Origin of the sequence: Nocardia albiluteola (assembly GCF_018860155.1) — a bacterium.
GTDB classification, from domain to species: domain Bacteria; phylum Actinomycetota; class Actinomycetes; order Mycobacteriales; family Mycobacteriaceae; genus Nocardia; species Nocardia albiluteola.
Map to the genome: position 1 here is coordinate 998,692 of NZ_JAHKNI010000001.1, position 24,609 is coordinate 1,023,300.

The 24,609-nt window shown below is 69.3% G+C and carries 24 protein-coding genes; 19 read left to right on the top strand and 5 right to left on the bottom strand.

Going from position 1 to position 24,609, the window contains the following annotated elements:
• Window positions 1–58 precede the first annotated feature (58 nt).
• The 6 genes from KO481_RS04515 to KO481_RS04540 all read left to right on the top strand — a co-directional run bounded on the left by KO481_RS04515 (window position 59) and on the right by KO481_RS04540 (window position 7,136).
• Complete coding sequence (locus tag KO481_RS04515) at window positions 59–961, top strand: ROK family protein (protein WP_215915593.1); 903 nt, start codon at window positions 59–61, stop codon at window positions 959–961.
• 107 nt (window positions 962–1,068) lie between these two features.
• The gene (locus tag KO481_RS04520) at window positions 1,069–1,248 is read left to right on the top strand and encodes a KOW domain-containing RNA-binding protein (RefSeq protein ID WP_245400263.1); all 180 of its coding nucleotides are present in this window, start codon (window positions 1,069–1,071) and stop codon (window positions 1,246–1,248) included.
• 62 nt (window positions 1,249–1,310) lie between these two features.
• Entirely contained in the window at window positions 1,311–2,048 is a 738-nt protein-coding gene (locus KO481_RS04525) for a phosphoglyceromutase (RefSeq protein ID WP_215915594.1), read from the top strand.
• 503 nt (window positions 2,049–2,551) lie between these two features.
• Window positions 2,552–4,603, top strand: a complete 2,052-nt coding sequence (locus KO481_RS04530) for a CocE/NonD family hydrolase (RefSeq protein ID WP_215915595.1) — start codon at window positions 2,552–2,554, stop codon at window positions 4,601–4,603.
• 572 nt (window positions 4,604–5,175) lie between these two features.
• Entirely contained in the window at window positions 5,176–6,450 is a 1,275-nt protein-coding gene (locus KO481_RS04535; RefSeq protein ID WP_215915596.1) for a sensor histidine kinase, read from the top strand.
• Window positions 6,447–7,136, top strand: a complete 690-nt coding sequence (locus KO481_RS04540; RefSeq protein ID WP_215915597.1) for a winged helix-turn-helix domain-containing protein — start codon at window positions 6,447–6,449, stop codon at window positions 7,134–7,136. Before KO481_RS04535 ends, KO481_RS04540 begins: the two co-directional genes overlap by 4 nt.
• A gap of 216 nt (window positions 7,137–7,352) precedes the next feature.
• Here the strand turns inward: KO481_RS04540 and KO481_RS04545 are convergent, their stop codons facing one another.
• Window positions 7,353–7,682 carry a hypothetical protein gene (locus tag KO481_RS04545; RefSeq protein ID WP_215915598.1) on the bottom strand — a complete coding sequence of 110 codons (330 nt, stop codon included), beginning with the start codon at window positions 7,680–7,682 and terminating at the stop codon, window positions 7,353–7,355.
• Between the two features lie 77 nt (window positions 7,683–7,759).
• On the bottom strand, window positions 7,760–8,626 hold the full coding sequence (locus KO481_RS04550) for a DUF3109 family protein (RefSeq protein WP_372451902.1): 867 nt from the start codon (window positions 8,624–8,626) through the stop codon (window positions 7,760–7,762).
• 91 nt (window positions 8,627–8,717) lie between these two features.
• On the opposite strand from KO481_RS04550, the gene KO481_RS04555 reads away from it, so the two are divergent.
• The 9 genes from KO481_RS04555 to KO481_RS04595 all read left to right on the top strand — a co-directional run bounded on the left by KO481_RS04555 (window position 8,718) and on the right by KO481_RS04595 (window position 17,374).
• Window positions 8,718–9,713 carry a Ppx/GppA family phosphatase gene (locus KO481_RS04555; RefSeq protein ID WP_215915599.1) on the top strand — a complete coding sequence of 332 codons (996 nt, stop codon included), beginning with the start codon at window positions 8,718–8,720 and terminating at the stop codon, window positions 9,711–9,713.
• Window positions 9,710–11,338 carry an Rv0497 family membrane protein gene (locus tag KO481_RS04560; protein ID WP_215915600.1) on the top strand — a complete coding sequence of 543 codons (1,629 nt, stop codon included), beginning with the start codon at window positions 9,710–9,712 and terminating at the stop codon, window positions 11,336–11,338. Before KO481_RS04555 ends, KO481_RS04560 begins: the two co-directional genes overlap by 4 nt.
• Window positions 11,339–11,353: 15 nt before the next feature.
• On the top strand, window positions 11,354–12,259 hold the full coding sequence (locus tag KO481_RS04565) for a sugar phosphate isomerase/epimerase family protein (protein ID WP_372451903.1): 906 nt from the start codon (window positions 11,354–11,356) through the stop codon (window positions 12,257–12,259).
• Between the two features lie 246 nt (window positions 12,260–12,505).
• A complete protein-coding gene (locus KO481_RS04570; protein WP_372451919.1) occupies window positions 12,506–13,336 on the top strand; it encodes a thioesterase family protein in 831 nt (276 codons plus the stop codon).
• 44 nt (window positions 13,337–13,380) lie between these two features.
• Window positions 13,381–14,184, top strand: a complete 804-nt coding sequence (gene proC, locus KO481_RS04575; RefSeq protein ID WP_215915602.1) for a pyrroline-5-carboxylate reductase — start codon at window positions 13,381–13,383, stop codon at window positions 14,182–14,184.
• Between the two features lie 175 nt (window positions 14,185–14,359).
• A complete protein-coding gene (locus KO481_RS04580; protein ID WP_024801963.1) occupies window positions 14,360–14,584 on the top strand; it encodes a helix-turn-helix domain-containing protein in 225 nt (74 codons plus the stop codon).
• 303 nt (window positions 14,585–14,887) lie between these two features.
• Window positions 14,888–14,989, top strand: a complete 102-nt coding sequence (locus KO481_RS04585) for a 30S ribosomal protein bS22 (RefSeq protein ID WP_003402602.1) — start codon at window positions 14,888–14,890, stop codon at window positions 14,987–14,989.
• 316 nt (window positions 14,990–15,305) lie between these two features.
• Entirely contained in the window at window positions 15,306–16,361 is a 1,056-nt protein-coding gene (locus KO481_RS04590; RefSeq protein WP_308166311.1) for an NAD-dependent epimerase/dehydratase family protein, read from the top strand.
• A complete protein-coding gene (locus KO481_RS04595) occupies window positions 16,358–17,374 on the top strand; it encodes a lysophospholipid acyltransferase family protein (RefSeq protein WP_215915603.1) in 1,017 nt (338 codons plus the stop codon). Before KO481_RS04590 ends, KO481_RS04595 begins: the two co-directional genes overlap by 4 nt.
• A 105-nt stretch (window positions 17,375–17,479) precedes the next feature.
• Here the strand turns inward: KO481_RS04595 and KO481_RS04600 are convergent, their stop codons facing one another.
• On the bottom strand, window positions 17,480–18,517 hold the full coding sequence (locus tag KO481_RS04600; RefSeq protein ID WP_215915604.1) for an HAD family hydrolase: 1,038 nt from the start codon (window positions 18,515–18,517) through the stop codon (window positions 17,480–17,482).
• Window positions 18,518–18,607: 90 nt separating this feature from the next.
• Window positions 18,608–18,865, bottom strand: coding sequence for a glutaredoxin family protein (locus KO481_RS04605; protein WP_215915605.1), 258 nt, complete (start codon window positions 18,863–18,865; stop codon window positions 18,608–18,610).
• Between the two features lie 316 nt (window positions 18,866–19,181).
• Between KO481_RS04605 and KO481_RS04610 the strand changes: the two genes are divergently transcribed.
• From KO481_RS04610 to KO481_RS04625, 4 genes are read left to right on the top strand one after another with little or no spacing between them, the layout of a single operon-like run.
• Window positions 19,182–20,003, top strand: a complete 822-nt coding sequence (locus KO481_RS04610; RefSeq protein WP_215915606.1) for a redox-sensing transcriptional repressor Rex — start codon at window positions 19,182–19,184, stop codon at window positions 20,001–20,003.
• Complete coding sequence (locus KO481_RS04615) at window positions 20,000–21,370, top strand: glutamyl-tRNA reductase (RefSeq protein WP_215915607.1); 1,371 nt, start codon at window positions 20,000–20,002, stop codon at window positions 21,368–21,370. The genes KO481_RS04610 and KO481_RS04615 overlap by 4 nt, the downstream gene beginning before the upstream one ends.
• A 26-nt stretch (window positions 21,371–21,396) precedes the next feature.
• Window positions 21,397–22,425: a hydroxymethylbilane synthase gene (hemC, locus tag KO481_RS04620; RefSeq protein ID WP_215915959.1), complete on the top strand. Its 1,029-nt coding sequence runs from the start codon at window positions 21,397–21,399 to the stop codon at window positions 22,423–22,425.
• On the top strand, window positions 22,426–23,991 hold the full coding sequence (locus KO481_RS04625) for a bifunctional uroporphyrinogen-III C-methyltransferase/uroporphyrinogen-III synthase (RefSeq protein WP_215915608.1): 1,566 nt from the start codon (window positions 22,426–22,428) through the stop codon (window positions 23,989–23,991).
• Window positions 23,992–24,061: 70 nt separating this feature from the next.
• Here the strand turns inward: KO481_RS04625 and KO481_RS04630 are convergent, their stop codons facing one another.
• Window positions 24,062–24,394, bottom strand: coding sequence for a DUF4189 domain-containing protein (locus KO481_RS04630; protein ID WP_215915609.1), 333 nt, complete (start codon window positions 24,392–24,394; stop codon window positions 24,062–24,064).
• Window positions 24,395–24,609 lie beyond the last annotated feature (215 nt).

Genomic DNA, 24,609 nt, shown 5'->3' on the forward strand with positions numbered 1-24,609 from the left:
GGACGGAAGAACTTCCGAACGGCGAGACGGCTGCGGCGGCGGGTGCGAGGATGCGGGCGTGACGGTTGTGGCGTTGGACATCGGGGCGACGAAGCTTGCGGCGGGGATTGTGGACGAGGGGCCGCAGGTCCGGGACGTGCGGGTGGCCGCGGTGCCGCGCGAGGGGGTCTGGGAGGCGTGCCGGGAGTTGCTGCGGAAGGTGGCCGCGCCGGAGCGGGTGAGCGCGGTCGGGATCGGGTCGGCGGGGCCGGTGGACGTCCCGCGGGGGATCACGATGCCGCTGAACATCCCCGAGTGGAAGCCGGGCTTTCCGATCGTGGCGTCGGTGCAGGAGCTGTTCCCGAGGGCGGTGATCCGGTTCGCGCACGATGGGGCCTGCCTGGCGCTGGCCGAACATCACATCGGGGGGCTGCGCGGGGTACGCGACGGGCTGGCGATGACCGTCTCGTCGGGGATCGGCGGCGGATTCCTCGAGGACGGCCGGGTCGCGGTGGGCCGCACCGGAAATGCCGGTCACGTCGGGCACATCGTGGTCCCCGGATCGCGGGATCGCTGCGGCTGCGGCGGCATCGGCTGCGTCGAGGCGGTCGCCAGCGGCATGTCGTCGGTGCGCTGGGCGCGCGCCCAGGGCTGGACCGGCGAGTCGGGCATCGAGCTGGCACGGGCCGCGCACACGGGGGAGCCGATCGCGCTGGCCGCCCTCGAGCGGGCCGGAACCGCGCTGGGACAGGCGATTTCCTCCGCGGCGGCGCTGCTGGACATCGACCGCGTGATCATCGGCGGCGGATTCTCCGAATCCGGTGAGCCGCTGTGGAATCCGATGCGCGCCGCGATCGCCGAACATGCCCGCCTCGGCTTCCTGCGCGAGATCCAGGTGCTGCCCTCGCGAATTCACAACGGCGCCACCCTTGTCGGCGCGGGCGTGCTGGCGGCCGGGCACGCCGCCGACGAGTACGACTGAGCATCGCCGTGTCGGTCGGGTGCGGCGCGGCCGCATACGGGCGGTCGTCGACGCTCGAGGGCGTGCCTTCGTCGATTTCGGCCGGCAAACCGATTACGTTCGATCTCGTGTCTGTCGAATACGTGCCGGGTGATGTGGTCTTCGTGCCGAGCGGGCCGTTCCAGGGCAGCTGCGGGGTAGTGCGGGAGATCGACGCGCACAGCTCGCAGATATGGCTGGATCTCTCGATGGGCTGGCAGCGTACCCACCGGGTCGCGGTGGATTTCGACGAGATCGAGCTGGCCTGACCGCGCCCGATCGAGTGCGGGCCCGGGCACGGCCTTATCCGCATCGTGGAATGATGGCCCACATGACGTACACCCTCGTGCTGCTGCGCCACGGCGAGAGCGAATGGAATGCCCTGAACCTGTTCACCGGCTGGGTGGACGTGCACCTCACCGAGAAGGGCATGGCCGAGGGCAAGCGCGCCGGCGAGCTGCTGGCCGAGCACAAGATCCTGCCCGATATCGTGTTCACCTCGCTGCTGCGCCGCGCCATCGGCACCGCCAACCTGGCCCTGGACGCCGCGGATCGGCACTGGATTCCGGTCGTGCGCGACTGGCGGCTCAACGAGCGCCACTACGGCGCGCTGCAGGGCAAGAACAAGGCCGAGATCCGCGACAAGTACGGCGACGAGCAGTTCATGCTGTGGCGCCGCAGTTACGACACCCCGCCCCCGCCGATCGAGGCGGGCACCGAGTACAGCCAGGACGGCGACCCGCGCTACGCCGATATCGCCGCGCCCGCCACCGAGTGCCTGCAGGACGTCGTGGCCCGCATGGTGCCGTACTGGGAGTCGACGATCTCCAAGGAGCTGCTGGCCGGGAAGACGGTTCTGGTTGCCGCGCACGGTAATTCGCTGCGCGCGCTGGTCAAGCACCTGGAAGGGATCTCGGACGACGACATCGCCGGGCTGAACATCCCGACGGGCATCCCGCTGCGCTACGAGCTGGACGAGAACCTGCGTCCGGTCGGGCCGGGGGAGTACCTGGATCCGGAGGCCGCGGCCGCCGGCGCCGCCGCCGTCGCGAATCAGGGCGGTAAGTAGGTAACTCGCCCCTCGGAGTTCTGGGGGACCGACCGAAGCGCTGCGACCGGGCAACCGGTTCGCGGCGCTTCGTCGTTTCACGGAACCGCGTCGAGTCGTGCTCGTTTCGCCACCACCACGGTTCGCCGAAGGTAATCGTTCTCGCAGCGGCGTCGTTTGGTCCGGGACATCGTTCGGCCGACCGCGCACCGCCGACAAGACTCGCGGCAAACCACCCAAATGCTGTGAACTGCCTCTCGTCTACGGAAGCGTAGCTATCACATTGCTATTCGCTCTCCGGGGCTCTGCCGCCGCCGCGTCCGTATCGGGTTGTCCCAGGTGACGGCCGATCGAATGCGACCGGGATCGGAAGGTTGCGAGCCCGGGATCGAGCGCCCGGACCGGTGAGAAGGTGAGAAGGTGCAAGACTTTCGTTGCAATTGGTGTAACCGATGGTTTGAAACTTACTCATCGGTAGATAGACTCCCGGACGTTCGACCATTTCGAGAGGTGGATCACGTCCGATGAAGTACGCGTTGCGGGCCACAGTCACGGCCGTCGCCGCCACCATCACCCTTCCCTTCCTCCCCGGAACCTCCGCCGCGGCGCCCGCGGTCACCGGTCCCGACGGCGGAGTCGCCGGCACGGCCTGGACCGCCGCCGAGGACGGCCCGCAGCAATACCCGAACATTCACATCGACTGGGATGTGCCGATCCGGATGAGCGACGGCACCGTCCTGAAGGGCAACGTGTACCGCCCCGCCGATGCCATCGGGCGGCCCGTCGACGTGCGCACGCCCGCCATCGTCAACATGACCCCGTACACCAAGCTGGTCTCGGCCATCGCCGACCAGGCCGGATCGATTCCGGGCCTGTCCGACGCGCTGCTGCACCTGTTCCAGCAGATCGACATGTCGGGCACCCCGCTGTCCGGGCTCACCGATTTCACCAGGGCGTTCGGCGGCGGCGAGCTGCGCAACTTCAGCGTTGACCGGCAGCTGGTCGAGAGCGGGTACACGCAGGTGGTCGTGGACGTGCGCGGAACCGGCTTCTCCCAGGGTGACTGGGACATCCTGCGCGGGCGCGAGCAGCAGGACACCGTCGAGGTGATCGACTGGGCGTCCCGGCAGCCGTGGTCCGACGGCAAGGTCGGCATGAACGGCATCTCCTACTCGGGCATCAACCAGGTGCAGGCAGCGGAGAAGCACCCGCCCGCGCTGAAGGCGATCTTCCCCGTCGTGCCCGGCAGCGACCTCATCGACGACGTGCTCGCGCCCGGCGGCGGCTTCGGCGTCAACTTCATTCCGCTGTGGCTCAGCGCGGTCAACGGCCTCAAGTGGGTACCGGACCTGAAGTCGTTGGCCACGGGGAACTTCGACACCAAGTGGCTCACCGACCGCGCGGCCGATCCGCTCACCTACATGGACGTGCTGGCCAACGCCTACACCCAGCCGCGGATACAGGATCTGGATCCCCGGTTGAAGCGGATGCTGACCGACATGTCGTCGGATCGGAAGCAGTGGATGGGCGATCCGGGCCGGATCACGATTCCGACGTTCGTCGTCGGCGGCTGGCACGACCTGTTCACCTACTCCGAATCCAAGATCTACAACCAGGTTTCGATGCCGCCCGGCCAGAAGCAGCTGTTCATGGGCAACACCTATCACGTCACCTCCGGCAACGAGACCGGCCGGCCCGGCCTGCCGCCGCGCCTGGACGTGCTGCAGCGCGCGTGGTTCGACAAGTGGCTCAAGGGAATCGACAACGGCATCGACCGGTACGGCCCGGTGACGCTGCGCCAGCAGGGCGGCGGCTGGATCACCCAGGGTGGCTTCGGCGCCACCGCCCCGGCCGAGGAGGCCTCGAAGTATCGCCGGATGTACCTGTCCGCCAATCGAAGTGGCACCGCGAACAGCGTCTACGACGGTTCGCTGACCGGCGGCCCGAACGGTGATACCGCGAGCCTGACCGTCGCGCCGGGCCTGAGCACGGTGTGCTCCAACGACGCCGCCCAGGCCACCACGGGCGTGCTCGCGATCATCAATGCCTGCGGCAGCGATTCGCGGATCGCCGAGATCAACGCGCTGACCTTCACCAGCGCGCCGGTGCCGGGCGCGACCACGATCTCCGGCCCGATCGCGGTGCACCTCAACACCGTTCAGGACGCCGCCGACGGCTACTGGACCGTGACGGTGAACGACGTTGCGCCCGACGGGCAGTCGACCGTGCTGACCTCCGGTCAGCTGATGGCCTCGCTGCGGCAGATCGACGACGCGCACAGCACCCGTTCGGCCAACGGCGATTACACCGATCCGCGCGCCTACGTCTCGCTGGACAAGCGCCAGCCGACGGTGCCGGGCCGGCCGACCATCCTCGACATCGCGCTGTCGGGCACGCAGGCGGTACTGCAGCCGGGCCACCGCCTGCGCGTGGATGTGTTCGCGGGCAACTTCCCCAAGGGCCTGCCGATCCTGCCGATGCTGGTGGACACGGGGTTGAAGCCCGAGCACGTGCGGCTGGACCAGAATCGCCCGAGCTTCGTGAACCTGCCGGTCACGGGCGAGCCGGGCTGGTGAACCAGCTGAACTGAGTCGTACCTCACGCGGCGGTGAAAGTGCGATAACGGTCACAACAATCGGGCGTGATGGCCAGTAGTTCACGCGGGTTTCGCGCATTCTCCAGATCCGCGGTGCCACAACGAAATGTCCTCGCGCGATCGTCTTGATCGTTCGGCACTAGCTCGGCTCGGCGCCGCGGCCAGGCCGGTAGAACTTTGTGTAAACGCCGGGCTAACGCCGCCATAATGTCCTGCGACCTGCGTGAAACTTCGCCGTCCGCTGCTCGCGCGGGTCCTGCGCGATCGTACGATTCATCTGTGAGTGGAGCGCAGCGGAACGAACCATCGGTGCCGCGCGCCACGCGCACGACGTTGCAGGGCATCGGCGAGGCGGCGTCCACGACGATGCCGAGCGCTAGCGAGGTATCGGTGTGAGTGGAGCGCAGCGGAACGAACCATCAGCACTGCGTGGTGCACGCACGTCGATGCCGAGCGCTAGCGAGGTATCGGTGTGAGTGGAGCGCAGCGGAACGAGCCATCGGCACTGCGTGGTGCACGCACGGTGATGCCGAGCGCTAGCGAGGTATCGGCGTGAGTGCTCCACAGGTCGTTTTGCTGGCGGTTCTCGCGGCCGTGGTCGGACTGGCGGTGGGCGGCCTGCTCATCCCGTACATGAACGCCCGCCAGGCGCAGCGGCGCGAGGCCGAGAACGGCCTGACGATGTCCCAGGTGCTCGACCTGATCGTGCTCACGTCCGAGAGCGGAATCGCGGTCGTCGACGAATACCGCGACGTGGTGCTGGTCAATCCGCGCGCCGAGGAATTGGGCGTGGTGCGCAACCGGCTGCTCGACGAGCGGGCCTGGGCCGCGGTGGAGAAGGTCATCGCCAGCGGCGAGGACGTCGATTTCGATTTGACGCTGAAGAATCCGGTGCCCGGGCGCGGCCGCATCGCGGTGCGCGGGGTGGCGCGCCCGCTGTCGCGCGGGGATTCCAATTTCGTGGTGCTGTTCGCCGACGACGACTCGGAAACCGCGCGCATGGAGGCCACCCGCCGCGATTTCGTCGCGAATGTCAGCCACGAGCTCAAAACTCCCGTCGGCGCGATGAGCCTGCTCGCCGAGGCGATGCTGGAATCGGCCGACGATCCGGATTCTGTGCGACATTTCGGAAATCGGCTGCTGGCCGAGTCTGGGCGCATGGGCAAGATGGTGACCGAGCTGATCGCGCTGTCGCGGCTGCAGGGCGCGGAGAAGTTGCCGCAGCTCGACGCCGTCGAGGTCGACGTCGTGGTCCACGCGGCGATCGAGCGCTCGCGCACCGCCGCCGAGGCCGCAGGCATCACGGTGAGCACCGACACCAACAGTGGCCTGGAAATACTGGGCGACGAAACCCTGCTGGTGACGGCGCTGTCGAATCTGGTGGAGAACGCCATCAACTACTCCCCGCGCGGCTCGCACGTGTCGCTGAGTCGCTCGGTGCGCAACGGCTATGTCAATATCGCTGTGACCGACCGCGGCATCGGCATCGCCAAGGAGGATCAGGAACGGGTATTCGAGCGCTTTTTCCGCGCCGACAAGGCCCGTTCGCGCGCCACCGGCGGTACCGGGCTCGGACTGGCTATCGTCAAGCATGTCGCCGCAAACCACAACGGAGAGATCACCCTGTGGAGCAAACTGGGCACGGGTTCGACGTTCACGCTGCGCATTCCCGCCGTGGAGGCTGAGGACCAGAACGCCGCCGGCGCCGTCCCGAGCGCCGCGGTGGACAAGAAAACACCCCCCGGAACTCCGGTGGGCAAGAAGGAAACCGGCCCGCGCCCCACGACGGGGCGGGCCAGACCCAACGGTGTGGAGGCAACCCGATGACGAGTGTGCTGATCGTCGAGGACGAGGAGTCGCTGGCCGATCCGCTCGCCTTTCTGCTGCGCAAGGAGGGATTCGAGGTCACCGTCGTGGGCGACGGACCCTCCGCCCTGGCCGAGTTCGACCGCTCCGGCGCGGACATCGTGCTGCTGGACCTCATGCTGCCCGGAATGAGCGGCACCGACGTCTGCAAGCAGCTGCGCATCCGCAGCAGCGTTCCGGTGATCATGGTCACCGCTCGCGACAGCGAAATCGATAAGGTGGTCGGGCTCGAGCTCGGCGCCGACGACTATGTCACCAAGCCGTACTCGTCCCGGGAGCTGATCGCGCGCATCCGTGCGGTGCTGCGCCGCGGGGCGGGCGAGGAAATGGACGGCTCGGGCGAGAACGCGGTTCTCGAGGCCGGTCCGGTGCGCATGGACGTGGACCGCCACACCGTGCAGGTCAACGGCAAGGCGGTGACCTTGCCGCTCAAGGAATTCGATCTGCTGGAGTACCTGCTCCGCAATTCGGGCCGGGTGCTGACCCGCGGCCAGCTCATCGACAGGGTGTGGGGCGCGGACTACGTCGGCGACACCAAAACCCTTGACGTGCACGTCAAGCGGCTGCGCTCGAAGATCGAGATGGATCCGGCCAAGCCGGAACATCTTGTGACGGTGCGCGGCCTGGGCTACAAGCTCGAGGCATAGGACCCCAGAAGCACATCACCCGCCGTACCGAGACCACTCGGAACGGCGGGTGATTGCGTACTGCGGGTAGGTTTTTCATGCGGACCGTGACAACTGATCTCGTGAGCACATGGGTAACTCACCGGGTACGGGCCCACCGTGCGCGGGCCGTCAACCGCCGGCCCGACGAGCAAATCTCCCGGCAAGCAACGACACGCTGAAGTCGCGGGGAGGCGGTTAGGTGAGGTGCGTCCAGACGGTGCCGAGCTGCGGCAGCTGGGTAGGCGAGAGGTGGAACCAGCCGAAGTCGTCGTGCTGCATGCAGTCGGCGAACGGACCCGCGGGGAACGTGCCCTTGCAGTAGACGGGGTGGTCGAGGCCGTAGATGCTCGCGAGCACCTGCTTGTGGTTGGCCTGGGCGGTGGCCGCGGCGGGGGTGTTGTACAGGACGAAGTCGGCGGTCGCGTCGTTGTAGTCCTTGTAGTCGTCGGCCTGGGCGGACGGGGCCACCGCCAGCGCGGCAGCGGCGGCGATCAGGGCTGTTGTAATGAATGTTTTCCTCATCATGGCGGTTTTGTATAACAGCGGTAGATGAAGTGCGCATGGCGAGCGGGTGACCTGACGGTGCGGGCGGCCCGCAAACCTCAGGCGTCCGGCGCGCTGGCCTTGCTCTCCGCGACGACCGTCGCCGGATGCACCGCGATCAGCCCGAGCCCCTCGCGCCGCTTGCAGTGCCGGGCCAGCTCGTCGTAGGCCGGTTGGCCGATCAGCTCGATCAGTTCGGGGGCATAGGACTGCCACACCGGCCGCGTGCCGACGTGCGCGTCCGGTGAACCGCTGCAGTACCACTTCAGGTCCTCGCCGCCGGGCCCCCAGCCGCGACGGTCGTATTCGGTGATCGTGGTCCGCAGGATCTGCACGCCGTCGGGCCGGTCCACCCAGTCCTGGGTGCGGCGGATCGGCAGCTGCCAGCACACCTCGGGCTTCACGGTGAGCGGCTCCAGGCCCTTGCGCAGCGCCATCGAATGCAGCGCGCAGCCGATGCCACCCTCGAATCCGGGACGGTTGAGGAAGATGCAGGCGCCGTCGTAGCGCCGGGTGCGCAGGGCGGGCTCGTCGTCGAGCTCGTCTTCCTCGAGATACAAATTCTTGCGCACCTTGCCCTCGGCGTCGGTGGCCTCGCCCATCAGCTGCCAGTCCTGGGGTGTGAGCATTTTCACAGCCTTCTGCAGCTTCTTGCGATCGTCGTCGTCGCAGAGGAAGGCGCCGTGCGAGCAGCAGCCGTCGTCGGGGCGGCCCTCGATGATGCCCTGACAGGCGGGGGTGCCGAAGACGCAGGTCCAGCGGGACAGCAGCCAGGTCAGGTCGGCGGCGATCGTGTGCTCGTCGTTCGCCGGATCGACGAATTCGATCCACTCGCGAGGGAAGTCGAGGTCGACCTCGGGAGTGGGATTGATCTTCGCCGCTGGTCGCAGCCCCGTCGGGGCCGATGCGGAAGCTCCTGCCGTCACAAACCCCAAGTCTATTGCTCGTGCCGCCGCCGCGGCCGCCCGAGTCGGAACTATTCCAACGCGCCACTGTCCCACCCAGTACCGTGTTCATGTGCGGCTCGGTGTGCTCGATGTGGGAAGTAATACCGTCCACCTGCTCGTGGTGGACGCGCATCGCGGTGGACACCCGATGCCGATGAGCTCGACCAAAGCGACGCTGCGGCTGTCGGAGAACATGGATTCCGAGGGGCGCATCACCTCCGACGGCGCCTCCCGGCTCATCGCCAATGTCGCCGAATTCGCCAGCATCGCAAAGACTTCCGGCTGTGTGCAGCTGATGCCGTTTGCCACCTCGGCGGTGCGCGAGGCCACCAATTCCGAGTCGGTGCTGGCGCAGGTGCGCCGCGAGACGGGCGTCGAGCTGCGGGTGCTGTCGGGGGTCGACGAGGCGCGACTGACCTTCCTGGCGGTGCGCCGCTGGTACGGCTGGAGCGCCGGGCGCATCCTCAATCTCGACATCGGCGGCGGCTCGCTCGAGCTCAGCAACGGGGCCGACGAGGCGCCCGATGTAGCGATCTCACTGCAGCTGGGCGCAGGCCGGTTGACGCGGGAGTGGTTGCGCGAGGATCCGCCGGGCAAGCGCCGGGTGGCCGTGCTGCGCGACTGGCTCGATGCCGAAATGGTGCAGGCGGCCAAGAAGCTGCTCGAGCCGGGCCGCCCGGATCTGGCGGTGGGCACCTCCAAGACCTTCCGCTCGCTGGCCCGTCTCACCGGCGCCGCCCCCTCCGCGGCGGGGCCGCGGGAACGGCGTATTCTCACCAGTTCCGGTCTGCGGCAGCTGATTGCGTTCATCTCCCGAATGACGGCCGCCGACCGGGCAGAATTGGAGGGCGTGAGCTCCGACCGGTCCCAGCAGCTGGTGGCCGGCGCACTGGTCGCGGAGGCGAGCATGCGGGCGTTATCGCTGGACACTCTCGAGATTTGCCCCTGGGCGCTGCGGGAGGGACTGATCCTGCGCAAACTTGATACCGACCTGGACAGCGACTCCTCGACCGGGAACGGCCGGCTCGAGGGTGTGCCGGGCCCGACGGAAACGGTTTCGCAATGAGTGAAGATTCGACTCAGCTCTCGGTCGCCGAGCTGCTGGCCCGCAACGGTCAGGGCGCGCCCGCGTCCGGCGGCGGCCGGCGGCGGCGCAGCGGGCGCGGCATCGCGGTCAACGACCTGACCGGCGATCTGCCGCAGGTTCGCGCGGGCGGTGGGTCCGCGCACGCGGCGCCCGATCACGACGAACCTGCCGCGCACGATCCGGACGGTGGGTTCGGGTATGCGGCGCCGTCCGATTATGCGGCGGAGCCCGATCATTCGCCGCTGTCCGGTCCGATCGCCTTCTACAACCCGCTGGCGCCGAGTTCGCAATCCATCTCGGACGCACCGTCGTTCGACTATCAGCCGCCCGATTACGGAGCGCAGAACTATGGGCAGCCGTATCCGGCGGAGGCGCCGGAGCCCGAGCGGAACGGCTGGGCTCCGCCGGGCGGTCCCGATCTCGGCCGCGGCGACCCGTTCGCCAGCCCGAACGGGGTGCAGCCCACCACCGGCGGTCGCCGGGCGCGTCGCGAGCTAGCGGAATCGCTTGCTGGACGGGACGATTCGGACGATTCGTTCGCGCCGCCGGAATCGGCCGCGCCGGCGCCCGGTGGCCGTCGGCGCCGGCCCGAGGCCGAGGACGAGAGCACCGAGGTCCGTCCGTTCGGCGGGGCGTTCCCGGCCGATCCGTCCGCCCTGGCCACGACGGCCTGGTCGCCGAACGGACCCGCGCCGGATCCGATGGCACCGCCGCGCCGCGACCGAGCCCCCGAGCCTCCCGCGCGCGGCGAACCGGCGATGCCCCCGCGGCGCAACGGCGCCGACGGCCCGCCCCCGCAGGGCCTACCCGCCTGGTCGGCGCGCCGCAGACCCGGGCCGGACTTCCCGCCGCAACAGGACTTCCCGCCGCCGGATCGCAACGGGGCCCCGCCCGACCGCAACGGCGCCGAGCCCGGCGTCACGGTCGCATGGTCGCTGGCCAGTCGCGATCAGCAACTGCTGTCGGGGCCCACGCTCGCCGGAGATATGCTGCGCGACGAGGCCGAGCGCGACGGCCGCCGCGGCCCGGGCCGCCCCTCGAACCGCGCCGATCGACGCGACAACCGCCCGGTGGCCGATCTGCTGGCCGTCGACGTGCACGGTGCCACCGAGATCTATCCGACGGTCCGGCCCGACGAGGACGACGATCTCGACTACGACGAGGACGACCTCCTCGAATTCGACGACGAGGACGACGAGGACGACTACGAGGACGAACGCCCGTCCCGCCGCGCACGCTCGCGCCCGGCGCGCAGCTCCGCGCTCGGCGCCCGCAGCAAGGCCCTGCTCAGCGGCGGCGATCGGCCGCAGTGGCTCAGCTTCGGCGGCGGTTCGGACGCCACGGGCAAGCGGCAGTGGCTGGTCCTGGGCGGCCAGGTCGTCGGCGCCGCGGTGGCCGGGATGCTGCTGTTCAAGGGCTTCGAGAAGATGTGGGACGTGCTGCCGTTCGTCGCGCTGGCGCTGGCGGTGGTGGTGATCCTGGGCCTGGTGGCTCTGGTGCGCGTGCTGCGACGGACCGACGATCTGTACAGCACCGTGATCGCCGTCGTCGTCGGCATCTTCGTGACGCTCGGACCGCTGGCCTTCCTACTCAGCACCAACTGAGCCGGGAGGGAACACGTGGGGAAGATCGGCAAGGCGGGGCGCGAGATCCGGGTCGGTTTGTCCACGGCCTCGGTCTATCCGGAGAATACCGAGGCGGCGTTCCGCTATGCGGCCGAAACCGGTTACGACGGTGTGGAATTGATGGTCTGGGCCGAGCCGGCCAGTCAGAGCATCGCGACCGTGCAGACCTATGCGCGGCGCTACGGCATGCCGGTGCTCGCCGTGCACGCGCCGTGCCTGCTCATCTCGCAGCGGGTGTGGGGCGCGGACCCGGCCGCCAAACTCGAGCGCAGCGTGCGCACCGCGGAGGCCCTGGATGCCGAGACGGTGGTCGTGCATCCGCCGTTCCGCTGGCAGCGCCGCTACGCCGAGGGTTTCCCCACGCAGGTCGCCGAGCTGGAGGCGAGCAGCTCGGTGGTGGTGGCGGTGGAGAACATGTTCCCGATGCGCGCGGACACCCTGTTCGGCCGCGGCGGGGGCGCGGCGCGACGCTTGGAGCGGCGCGGCGGCCCGGGCCTGGCGGTGACGGCGTTCAGTCCGTCCTACGATCCGACCGATACCGGATTCCGGCATTACACCCTCGATCTGTCGCACACCGCGACGGCCGGGATGGATCCCGTCGCCCTGGCCGCCCGGATGGGCCAGGGCCTGGCACACCTGCACCTGGCCGACGGCCGGGGCGCCGCGCACGACGAGCACCTGATCCCCGGCGAGGGCTCGCAGCCGTGCGCGCAGATCTGTGCATCCCTGGCGCGCAACGGTTTTCGTGGTCACGTCGTCATCGAGGTGAATACCCAGAACGCCCGCACCACCCCCGATCGCGCCGCGATGCTGCACCGCGCCCTGACCTTCGCCCGCACCCATCTCAACCATTCGGAACCGGCGTCGTCCCCGGAGCCCACCGGCGCCCGCCGGAGCTGACGGCCCGTCCTCGGCTCGGTTCTGCTCATCCGGGCCCGAGCCGCGTTATCCCGGCGTGCTCGGCGATGGTGTCTTCGTCACACCGGGTGCGGGAATCCGGGTGGAGTCGGTGACACTTATACGCTGTACGAGCTAATCGGGGGCATCGGCAGAAGAGGAGCCGCGGTGACGGAGCTGGCCATTGATGCGGAGCGGGCGAACGCGGAACACGACGGCGCGGATTCCGGCGACGCACCCTTCTCCCGGGTGTGCGCGACGACCGAACTGCCCAGCGATGATCCGGCCGTCGGCCGCTACGCGGGCGTTATCGCCCCGATCTGGACCATCGGCAAGAAGCTGCACGGCGGCACCATGGTTGCCACCACCGCCGCGGCCGCCACCCGCCGGTTGCGGGAGGTCGCGCCCGAGCTGACCGACATGCTGCCCATCGCCGCAAGCACCGATTTCCTGGGCGCGCCCGATCCCGGGGAGGTCGAGTACGAGGTGCGCGTCCGCAAGACGGGCCGCCAGATCTGCCTGGTCGACTCCAGCCTGATCCAGGGCGGGCGCACCCTCGTGCACACCGCGCTCACCTTCGGCCACCTCGACGACGCGGCGCCGGTCTACAACGCCGACCGGTTCCCGGACATGCCCGCCGAACCGCCCGCCGATGCCATGTTCTACACGCCGGACTCGCCGATGGCCCGCCTGGTGCACGTCTCGCAGGGCGCGTCGCTGGCCATCGACCGCGACTGGGCCCGGTTCCTGGACGGTGAGACGGGCGAGCCGCGGCTGCGCCTGTGGCTCCGCCCGCGGGCCGCGGACGAGCGGGACCCCGATGTCGCCGCCTACTTCGCGATGATGGCCGGGGATATAAGCCCGCCGGTGTCGGCGAATCTGGGCAGCTTCGGCTGGGCGCCGACGGTCCAGCTGACGACCTATCTGCGCCGCCGCCCCGCTCCCGGCTGGCTGCGGGTCATCGCGACCGCGCAGACCATTGGTGAGCGGATGTTCGACGAGGACCAGTTGGTGCTGGACTCCACCGGCGCGGTCGTGGCGCAGTCGCGTCAGCTCGCTCTGATTCCCCAGCGGCGCTGAACCGGTCGTTTCGCGCTTCCCGCCCGCGGTTAGCCTTGGACCCTATGACGAAGATTGCGGTGATCGGTGGCGGACGGATCGGCGAGGCGTTGCTCGCCGGGCTGCTCGAAGCCGGGCGGGCCGGCCAGGATCTGGTCGCCGTCGAGATGATGTCCGCGCGCGCGGAATTCCTGCGCGAGCGCCTGGGCATCCGGGTCACCGACAGCGTCGCCGAAGCCGCGGCGGGCTCGGATCTCGTGGTCATCGCCGTGAAGCCCAGCGATGTCGATGCGGTGCTCACCGAGCTGAGCAAGGCCGAACTCGACGATCGCGAGCGGGTGCTGGTGTCGCTGGCCGCCGGGATCACGCTGGCCCGTCTCGAGGCCAAGCTGCCCGCCGGGTTCCCGGTGGTGCGGGTCATGCCGAACACGCCGATGCTGGTGGGCCAGGGCATGAGCGCGATCGCGCCGGGCCGCCACGCGAATGCCGTGCAGCTCGAGCAGGTGGCCCGGATGCTGGACGCGGTCGGCAAGGTGGTCATGGTCGCCGAGTCTCAGATGGACGCGGTGACCGCGGTCTCTGGGTCGGGTCCGGCGTATTTCTTCCTGGTCGTCGAGGCCATGGTCGAGGCCGGTGTCGGGCTCGGGCTGAGCCGCGACGTGGCCACCCAGCTGGTGGTTCAGACGATGCTGGGCTCGGCGGCGCTGCTCGAGGACTCGGGGCAGGACGCGGCCGAGCTGCGGGCCGCGGTCACCTCGCCGGCCGGTACCACCGCGGCCGCGGTGCGCGTGCTCGAGCGTGGCGGTGTGCGCTCCGCGTTCATCGAGGGTCTGCACGCGGCCAAGGACCGTTCGGCGGAACTCGCCTGAAAATTTAACGCCACGCAACCTATTGCTGACCGGGCGGTTATCTGTCCCGCAAATCCGATTTCTCACACCCGTCGCAGCAATCCCACTGGTCCCGCTAAGCTTCAAGGAGCACGTGCGTGTCTGTTCCGCCGGTGGGGAAGCCGGCGGCGCGGACGTGCCGAAGGTCGGTGACGCAATGATGTCTGGAAACAGCTCTGCGAGTACGGGTCCCGCTATCGGTGGAGGCACACAGTTCCTCACCGTTGCCGAGGTAGCGAATCTGATGCGGGTATCCAAGATGACGGTGTATCGATTGGTTCATTCGGGCGAGCTGCCCGCGGTACGCGTGGGCAGATCGTTCCGCGTGCACGCCAAGGCCGTGCACGACTATCTGCAAACGTCGTACTTCGACGCGGGGTAGTTTCCCGTCGTGCGCCTGCCGTCCCCGGTGACCGATCGGGGCGGCGGCGCACAGCAGTGTCAAGCCTCGATGTGGTCCAATGCGCCGGTCGCGGCCGGGCGTGGTCCCCGTTTCGTTCGCCCGCTATTGGCCCGGTACGATGAATCACCGTCGTGTTCGCCTGCCGGTGCCCTTGTGTGCGTGGCATCGGGGGAGCGCGGGGGCCGCGCAGCGGGTGGCAGGCTTGCCGAGCGACCCGAAGACGATAGGCGTACGTAAACCGGCGTGCGCGCCGAGCAGAGAGAGAACGCGAGGAACAACCCTATGGGTTCTGTGATCAAGAAGCGCCGTAAGCGGATGTCCAAGAAGAAGCACCGCAAGCTGCTTCGTCGCACGCGGGTGCAGCGCAGGAAACTCGGCAAGTAAGCCGCCGTCGCGGCGCGGCGCACGTCCTCGTCGTGGCGCGGCAGGTGCCGTCGCCGCCACGCGTGCGGACCGGGCCGCTGCGAGTTAGCCGAGAGCCCGTCACCAACAGGTGGCGGGCTTTTTCGTTTCGGGTGGTATAAGTCATCGTTAGATCTGGGTAAATAACGTCGGTGCCCCGCGGGGCACCCAGTACCCTGGTACGCGGGACAACAAACGGGGGGCTAGGTGGGATCCGGGTTGTGAACGAATTTACGTGCGCACCATCGTCACGGCACCCCTGGCGTAAGACGACGCCCGAAATCAGCGAGAGGTCGTCGTGAGTCACGCGCCCAAGGTGGTGCTTGTCACCGGCGCGAGCCGGTTCTTCGGCGGCAACGTGGCGGCTGCACTGGCGGCCGATCCCACCGTCGAGCGGATCATCGCGGTCGATGCCCGGATGCCCAGCCGGGAGCTGAGCCAGCGCCTGGGCCGCGCCGAATTCGTCCGGGCCGATATCCGGAATCCGTTGATACGCAAGGTCGTCGACGGCAACGAGGTCGATACGGTCATTCATCCGGCGGTGCTTTCGCGGCCGCCGAGCCACGGCGGGCGTGCGGCGATGAAGGACTTCAACGTGCTCGGCGCGATGCAGCTGCTCGCGGTCTGTCAGAAATCCCCGAGTGTGCGGCGCGTGGTGGTGCGCTCGTCCTCGGCGGTGTACGGCTGCGGTCCGAAGGACCCCGCGAAATTCACCGAGGAAATGAGCGCGCGCACACCACCGCGCGGTTGGTTTGCTCGCGACATGATCGAAATGGAGGGTTATGTCCGCGGGCTGGCCCGCCGTCGCCCGGATATTGCCACGGCGATTCTCCGATTTCCGCCGATCGTCGGGCCTCTGCTGGCCGGGCGTGGCGTGCAGTATTTCCGATCACCGGTGACGCCGACTATTCTCGGACGCGATCCCCGTTTGCAACTGCTGCATGAGGAGGATTCGATCGCCGCGCTGGTCCATGCCGCGCTTGGTGCGCCCGGTGGCACGTTCAACGTCGCGGGTGACGGTGCGCTGGCGCTGTCGCAGGCTATCCGCCGCGCCGGGCGCGTCGAGGCGCCCATTCCGTTCGCGGTGTTCCACACCCTCGGCCGCAGCCTCATGGGGCCGGTGATGCGAGAATTCCTTTCCGAACAGATCGACTACTTCCATTTCGGTTGCGGCCTGGACACCACCCGGATGCGTGCGGAACTCGGATTCTCGCCGCGCTGGACCACGGTGCAGGCGTTCGACGACTTCGTTGGGGGCGCAGCGTTGCGGCCCGTCATCGATCCCCGGTGGATCGACGCTGCAGAGACACGACTTCTCGGCCTCGTCGGGGCCGGATCGGGAGCACACCAATGAATGACGTGGCCAAGGTAATCCAGCTACACGAGATCGACTTCGAGACTCGGCAGCGGCCCGCGCCGCGCCAGTGGCCCGGCCGGGCCGCGCTCGGCCAGGTCACCTCGCTGACCGATCGACTTGCCGAGGCCGTCCCGTCGCAGCCGCGTGGCCTGGGAGACCTGGTGCGCGACACCCTCGCCGAGGGCATCCGCGGCACCGCCGAATTCGCGCGGCGGCGGATCACCGGCGACTATCAGGTGGACGAGTTCGGACTCGACGAGCACCTGCTGGAATCGGTCCTGCTGCCGATGCTGCGGCCGCTGGCGGACCTGTGGTTCCGGGTGGAGGTCAACGGCATCGAGCGGCTGCCCGAGGCCGGCGGCGCCCTGATCGTGGCCAACCATGCGGGCGTGGTGCCGCTGGACGGGCTGATGCTGCAGCTGGCCGTGCACGATCGGCACGCCAAGCAGCGGGTGGTGCGGCTGCTGGCCGCGGACCTGGTCTTCGAGACGCCGGTGCTGGGCGGACTGGCCCGCAAGGCCGGGCACACGTTGGCCTGCCCCGCCGATGCCGAACGGCTGCTGCGCTCGGGCGAGCTGACCGGGGTGTTCCCCGAGGGGTTCAAGGGAGTCGGCAAGCCGTATTCCGAGCGCTACAAGCTGCAGCGGTTCGGCCGGGGCGGCTTCGTCTCGGCGGCGGTCCGGAGCGGGGTGCCGATCATTCCGTGCTCGATCGTCGGCTCGGAGGAGATCTACCCCAAGCTCGCGAATCTCGGACCGCTGGCGCGGCTGCTGGGGCTGCCGTATTTCCCGGTCACGCCGCTGTTCCCGCATCTGGGTCCGCTCGGGGCGGTCCCGCTGCCGTCCAAGTGGTACATCGAATTCGGCGAGCCCATCTCGACCAGCGCCTACGCGCCCGAGGACGCCGAGGACGCGATGATGATGTTCGAGATCACCGATCAGGTGCGCGAGACCATCCAGCAGACCCTCTACAAGCTGCTGACCAAGCGCCGCAACCCGTTCACTGGCTAGCTGTCCACGTCGTACCGGCGGCGTGCCCGGGGCATCCCGGCACGCTTGTGCCGGGATGCCGGTGCACAGATGGGTTCGCGGCACACGCACGCCGGAACGGTCAGTTCAGTCGTGTGAGTCACGCTTGCGAGTCAGGACTGCGGCCGCCGCCCCACCGGCCGCCCCAAGCGCCAGCGCCGTCGGCACGCCGATCTTGGCGGCCTTGCGGCCGGTGCGGAAGTCGCGGATCTCCCAGCCGCGGTTCTTGGCGACCTCGCGTAGGTCCGAATCGGGGTTGATGGCCACGGCCGTACCGGTCAGCGACAGCATCGGCACGTCGTTGTGGCTGTCGGAATAGGCCGTGCAGCGCTTGAGGTTCAGGCCCTCGCGGATGGCCAGCGTGCGGACCGCGTGCGCCTTGCCGAGGCCGTGCAGCACGTCGCCGACCAGGCGGCCGGTGAACACGCCGTCCTCGCTCTCGGCCACCGTGCCCAGCGCGCCGGTGAGGCCGAGACGCTTGGCGATCACCTGCGCCAGCTCGACCGGGGTGGCGGTGACCAGCCACACCTGCTGGCCCGCGTCCAGGTGCATCTGCGCCAGCGCCCGGGTGCCCGGCCAGATCTTGTCGGCGATGATCTCGTCGTAGATCTCCTCGCCCAGTTCGGCCAGCTCGGCGGTGGAGCGGCCGGCGATGAAGGACAGCGCCTTCTCCTTGCCGCTGGCTATATCGCCCTTGCTCTCCTTGCCGGTGACCCGGAATTTCACCTGTTTCCAGGCCATATCCATCAGATCCGAGGTCTTGAAGTATTTGCGCGCGGCCAGGCCGCGGGCGAAATGCACGATCGAGGCGCCCTGCACCATCGTGTTGTCGACGTCGAAGAAGGCGGCCGCGGTCAGGTCGCGGGGCGGGCGAGCATGCGGTGGGGTATCCGAATCCTCCTGTGCGGCATCGGATTCGGCCAATTCGGCATCGTGCAGCGCGAGGGCGGCATCGGCGCTGGCCTCACCCGCGAGGTTGGCGCGCAGCTCCTCCTCGCTGGGCCCGAAGGGGCTGCGGGTGATGCGAGTGAGCTGGTCGGACAGGCCGTGACCCCACCGTGCCGGGAATTCGCCGAATCTGCCCGCGATGAAGCCCGTCCTCGCATCTTTCGATCGTTCCGGCACCGCTAACCTCCGCCCGTTCGCGCGAACAATCCAACAGTAACCGAGGGGTATGACGATGCGTGCGTTTCGTCGACGACCCGGATCGGCCCGTCAGCGGCCGAGATCCTGGCGCAGCCGGGTCTCGTCGACGTCGAAATAGCTGTGCTCGCGCCCGTCGAGCAGCACCACCGGCAGGCGATCGCCGTACTCCGCGCGCAGGCCCGGATCGGTGGCCGCGGCCTGGTCCACATCCACCGTGCCCGGCTCGATGCCGTAATCCGCGCAGATCACCCGCAACTGCTCCAGCGCGACGGTGCACAGGCCGCACCCCGCCCGAGTGAGTAGCGTCACGGCATGTCCTTGACTCATGGTCCCCATTAAAGCCGCCCCGGGGAACGGGGCCGCGATCGAGAACCCGTGGGACGAACGTTCTTCGGCGCGTTGTGTGGAAACTCTCAGGCGGTTCCGGGTTGAATGGCATCCGCGGTCCCTGTGAGAGTGACTGAATTCACCGACTTTGTGCAGGGCTTCACAAGCGGTTACGGTGGTGGCACGCAAGCCGCCTGCTTCCGGCAGCGGAAGCACTCACAAGCCCTATGAACGCCCCAAGGCGCTGGTACCCGGCGCAGACGGCGGACAAGCGATACCGGATACCTACCCCCGGCCGGACGAGGAGCCGAACGACGTGACAGAGCACCATGAGACGCCCGAAGGCGTCTCCGGCAGGGCTCTGCGGTCGAACGCCCCGTCCCGGGATATCCAGACCAAGGACATTCCGCAGGCGACGGTCGCCCGGCTGGCGACCTATCTCCGCGTTCTCGCCGTGCTCGCCGACGAGGGTGTGCTCATCGTATCGAGTGAGGAACTGGCTGTCGCGGCGGGTGTCGGTTCCGCGAAGCTACGCAAGGATCTGTCGTTCCTGGGCCCCAACGGTGTGCGCGGCGTCGGCTACGACGTGGCCAAGCTGTACGCCCGCATCGAGGACGTGCTCGGGCTCTCGCAGGGGCACCGGGTGATCCTGGTCGGCGCCGGAAATCTGGGTCGCGCGCTCGCCGGATACGGCGGCTTCCGGCGGCGCGGATTCACCATGGTCGGCATCTTCGACTCCGATCCGCAGGTGGTCGGCGACACGGTCGTCGGGCTGGCGGTGCGGGATGCTGCCGAGCTGCGCGCCGCGGTCGCCGAGCTGGTGCCGACCATCGCGGTCATCACCGTTCCGGACGCGGCCGCCCAGGCGGTCTGCGATCAGCTGGTCGCCGCCGGGATGCGGTGCATTCTGAGCTTCTCTCCCGTCGCACTCGACGCGCCACCGGCCGTGGAGGTCCGGCGCGTGGATCTGGCGGTCGAGATGCAGATGCTGTCGTTCGAGCGGGCCCGCAGCGTCGAGGCGCAGGGCCCGGACGTGCGCCGCCCGGTTTCGGCGGCGCTACACAAGGCGGGGCCCGCGCATCACAAGGCGTCGGGGGTCGTGGTTTCGGTGGATACAGGATCGGTGGTCGCGCAATGAGCATCCTTCTAGTCGGCATCTCGCATCGCAGCGCCCCGGTCGCGGTGCTGGAGAAGGTTGCCGTCACCGAGGACGACCGGCCCAAGCTGATCGACCGCATGCTCGAGTCCCAGCACGTGTCCGAGGCGATGATCGTCTCCACCTGTAACCGCGTCGAGGTCTACGCGGTGGTCGACGCCTTCCACGGCGGCCTGGCCGAGATCGGCGATCTGCTCGCCGCGCATTCGGGCCTGCAGCTGCCGGAACTGACCAAGCACGCCTACGTGCGCTACAGCGAGGCCGCCGCGGAACATCTGTTCGCGGTGGCCAGCGGCCTGGATTCGATGGTCGTCGGCGAGCAGCAGGTGCTGAGCCAGATCCGTGCCGCCTATGCCGCCTCCGATGCCCAGCAGGCCGCCGGGCGCGCCCTGCACGAGCTGGCCCAGAACGCGCTGCGGGTGGGCAAGCGGGTGCATTCGGAGACCGGGATCGACCGGGCGGGTGCCTCGGTGGTGTCGGTGGCGCTGGACCGGGCGCGACAGGTGCTGGGCGAGCTGACCGGCCGCACCGCGGTGGTCATCGGCGCGGGCGCGATGGGCGGGCTCTCGGTGGCGCATCTGGCGCGCGCCGGCGTCGGGCACATCGTCGTGGTGAACCGGACGATGGAGCGCGCGCAGCGGCTGGCGCACACCGCCGAGACCATGCACGGGGCCAGCGCGAGCGCCCGGGAACTCTCGGACCTGGTCGGCGCGATCGCCGACGCCGATATCGTCGTCACCAGCACCGGCGCGGTGGGCTCCGTGGTGAGCCTGGCCGATGCGCATCGCGCGCTGAACGTGTCGCGCGAGGGGCACCGGATGGTCATCTGCGACCTGGGCCTGCCGCGCGATGTGGATCCCGCGGTCGCCGGGCTGCCCGACGTCACGGTGATCGACATAGAGACCCTGCAGCGGGATCCTGCCGCGGGCGCCGCGGCCGACGACACCTCCGCCGCCCGGGCCATCGTCGCGGACGAACTGACCAAATATCTTGCCGGACAACGGGTTGCCGAGGTCACCCCGACGGTCGCGGCGCTGCGCCAGCGCGCGGCGGACGTCGTGGAGGCGGAGCTGATGCGGCTCGAATCCCGGTTGCCGGGCCTGGCCGATCCCGAGCGCGACGAGGTGGCGCGCACGGTGCGCCGCGTCGTGGACAAGCTGCTGCACGCGCCGACGGTGCGGGTCAAGCAGCTGGCCTCCGCGCCGGGCGGCGGCAGTTATGCCGAAGCGCTGCGCGAGCTCTTCGAGCTCAAACCCGGTGCGGCACAGGCGGTGACGACTCCGTCCGAAGTCGCTCCGATCGAGGATCTGACCGGACCTGCCGGTGATGGACGGGGAGCTGTTTCGTGACGGACACCTACTTCGAGGCCGATGCAATGTTGCAGGAGCACAACACGATTCGCCGGGGCACCCTCGACGCCCCGTGGCGCATCGGTACCCGCGGCAGCCTGCTGGCGCTCACCCAGTCCGGCACCGTGCGCGACGCGCTGATCGCGGCCGGGCAGCATGCCGAGCTCGTCGTCGTGAAGACCGCCGGCGACAAGTCCATGGAGCCGGTCGAGAAGATCGGCGTCGGTGTTTTCACCGCCGCGCTGCGCAACGAATTGGCTGCGGGCACAGTCGATATCGCGGTGCACTCGTACAAGGATCTGCCGACCGCGCCGGATCCGCGCTTCATCATCGCCGCCATCCCGCCGCGCGAGGATCCGCGCGATGCCCTCGTCGCGCGCGACGGCCTGGTCCTGGGCGAGTTGCCGCCCGGCTCCCGGGTCGGCACGTCCGCGGCGCGTCGGGCGGCGCAGCTGCGCGCGCTGGGGCTCGGCCTCGAGATCCTGCCGCTGCGCGGCAATATCGACACCAGACTTCGCAAGGTCGCCGAGGGTGAATTCGACGCCGTGGTCGTCGCGCGGGCCGGGCTGGCCCGCATCGACAGGCTCGGCGTCATCACCGAATCGCTCGAACCGGTGCAGATGCTGTCCGCACCGGCACAGGGCGCGCTCGCGGTGGAATGCCGCGCCGACGACCCGGATCTCGTGACCATCCTGTCCGCCCTGGACGATTCCGGCACCCGCGCGGCGATCTGCGCCGAGCGGTCGCTGCTGGCCGAACTCGAGGCGGGCTGCACCGCACCGATCGGCGCGCTGGCCGAGGTCGTCGAATCCCTGGACGACGACGGACGTGTGGTCGAGGAACTGTCGCTGCGCGCCTGCGCGGCGGCGATCGATGGCTCGGATGTCATCCGGGCCTCGGCGGTCGGTTCGGTCGCGGATGCCGAGCAACTGGGCCGCACACTGGCGCGTGAGCTCTTGGAGCTGGGGGCTCGTGACCTGCTCACCGCCGATAAACAGACGGGCGAACCGTCGAACGCAGACTTCACCCATCCCAGCCCATTGGAGAACGATTAAATGAGCCGAGCCGCTAAGAAGCATCCAGGTCGGATCCTCTTTGTTGGGTCCGGCCCCGGTGACCCGGCCCTGTTGACCGTCCGTGCACGCGAGGTGCTGAGCCGGGCGACGCTGGCGTTCACCGATCCCGATGTGGACAAGGGTGTGCTCGCCCTGGTCGGCATCGCGGTGGAACCGAATGCCGACGGCGAGCGGCCTGTCGACGTGCGCCCGGCGCTGGGCGAGCCGACCGAGGTGGCCAAGACCCTCGTCGCGGAGGCGCGCAATGGCCACGATGTCGTGCGCGTGGTGTCCGGTGACCCGCTGACCACCGATTCGGTGATCGCGGAGGTCAACGCGGTGACCCGCTCGCACATGGTCTTCGAGGTGCTGCCCGGGCTGCCGTCCGCGTCCACCGTGCCCGCGTACGCGGGCATCGCGCTGGGCTCGAGCCACACCGAGGTCGACGTCCGCGGCGAGGTCGACTGGGCCTCCGTGGCCGCGGCGCCCGGACCGCTGGTGCTGCACGCGACCTCGGGCCATCTGGCCGAGACCGCCAGCGCCCTCACCGAGCACGGGCTGGCCCCGCAGACCCCGGTCGCGGTGACCGTGCGCGGCACCACCCGGCAGCAGCGCACCATCGAGGCGACGCTGGCGACCCTGAACTCCTCGGCCTCCGAGATGGTCGGGCCACTGGTGGTCACGGTCGGCAAGGAGGTCGAGAAGCGCGCCAAGATGTCCTGGTGGGAGTCGCGCGCGCTGTACGGCTGGACCGTGCTGGTGCCGCGCACCAAGGAGCAGGCCGGCGAGATGAGCGAGAAGCTGGTGACCCACGGAGCCATCCCGATGGAGGTGCCGACCATCGCGGTCGAGCCGCCGCGCAGCCCCGCGCAGATGGAGCGCGCGGTCAAGGGCCTGGTCGACGGCCGTTACCAGTGGGTGGTGTTCACCTCCACCAACGCGGTGCGCGCGGTGTGGGAGAAGTTCGCCGAATTCGGTTTGGACGCACGGGCTTTCTCCGGCGTGAAGATCGCCTGCGTGGGCGAGGCCACGGCCGAGAAGGTGCGCTCGTTCGGCATCAACCCGGAGCTGGTGCCCAGCGGGGAGCAGTCCTCCGAGGGCCTGCTGGCCGACTTCCCGCCCTACGACGACGTTTTCGACCCGGTCAACCGGGTCCTGCTGCCGCGTGCGGACATCGCCACCGAGACCCTGGCCGAGGGCCTGCGCGATCGCGGCTGGGAGATCGACGACGTGACCGCGTACCGCACGGTGCGCGCCTCGCCGCCGCCGGCGGAGACCCGCGAGATGATCAAGACGGGCGGGTTCGACGCGGTGCTGTTCACCTCGTCCTCGACGGTGCGGAACCTGGTCGGCATCGCGGGCAAGCCGCACGCGCGCACCATCGTCGCGTGCATCGGCCCCAAGACCGCCGAGACGGCCATCGAGTTCGGCCTGCGCGTGGATGTGCAGCCCGAGATCGCGCAGGTCGGCCCGCTGGTCGAGGCCCTGGCCGAGCACGCCGCCCACCTGCGCGCCGAGGGCCTGCTGCCCCCGCCTCGCAAGAAGAGCCGCCGCGGGCGCGGGTAGCAGCGTCGGGCTGCCCCGGATCGGGGAGAGCCGCTGACGACGGCGGCTGCCCTGGACGGGCTCGCCGCCGTCAGCTGACGCACGCCGTGCTGACGATATGCGTCGGCGTGAGGTGCGCCTGGCCCATGGCATCGTTGATGGCCACGCAGCCGTCCAGCTTGCTGGCGTACGGCCGGCAGTCGAACCGGTCGCAGGACCGGATCGCCGCGGCCTCGGCGTCCTCCCGGGAGTCGTAGTTCTGTGCCCATCCGGTGACCAGGCCCGAGTTCGACACGGCGATCGCGGCCCACTGGCCGGGGTGGGCCGAGGCGGGTCCCGCGGCGGCGGTGAGCAGCCCCGCGGTGATCAGCGCGCCACCGGCGATCCGGGCGATCGTGAGCTTGCGGTTGTGCTGTGCGGACATTGCGGCTACCTCTTCGAGTTCTCCTGTGCGGCAACTGTTCGCCGCGTTCTGGAGATACCGTCGCTGGCTCCGCCTACGACCGGCTCACGACTTCCTCGAGGCTGCCGCGGGGCCCGTAACCCGTTCTCCCGGACCGTCGTAGCCCCGTGGGGGGGGGGGGGGGGGGGGGGGCGGGGCCCGCCGCGGGGGGGGGGCGGGGCGGGGGCGCGGCGGGG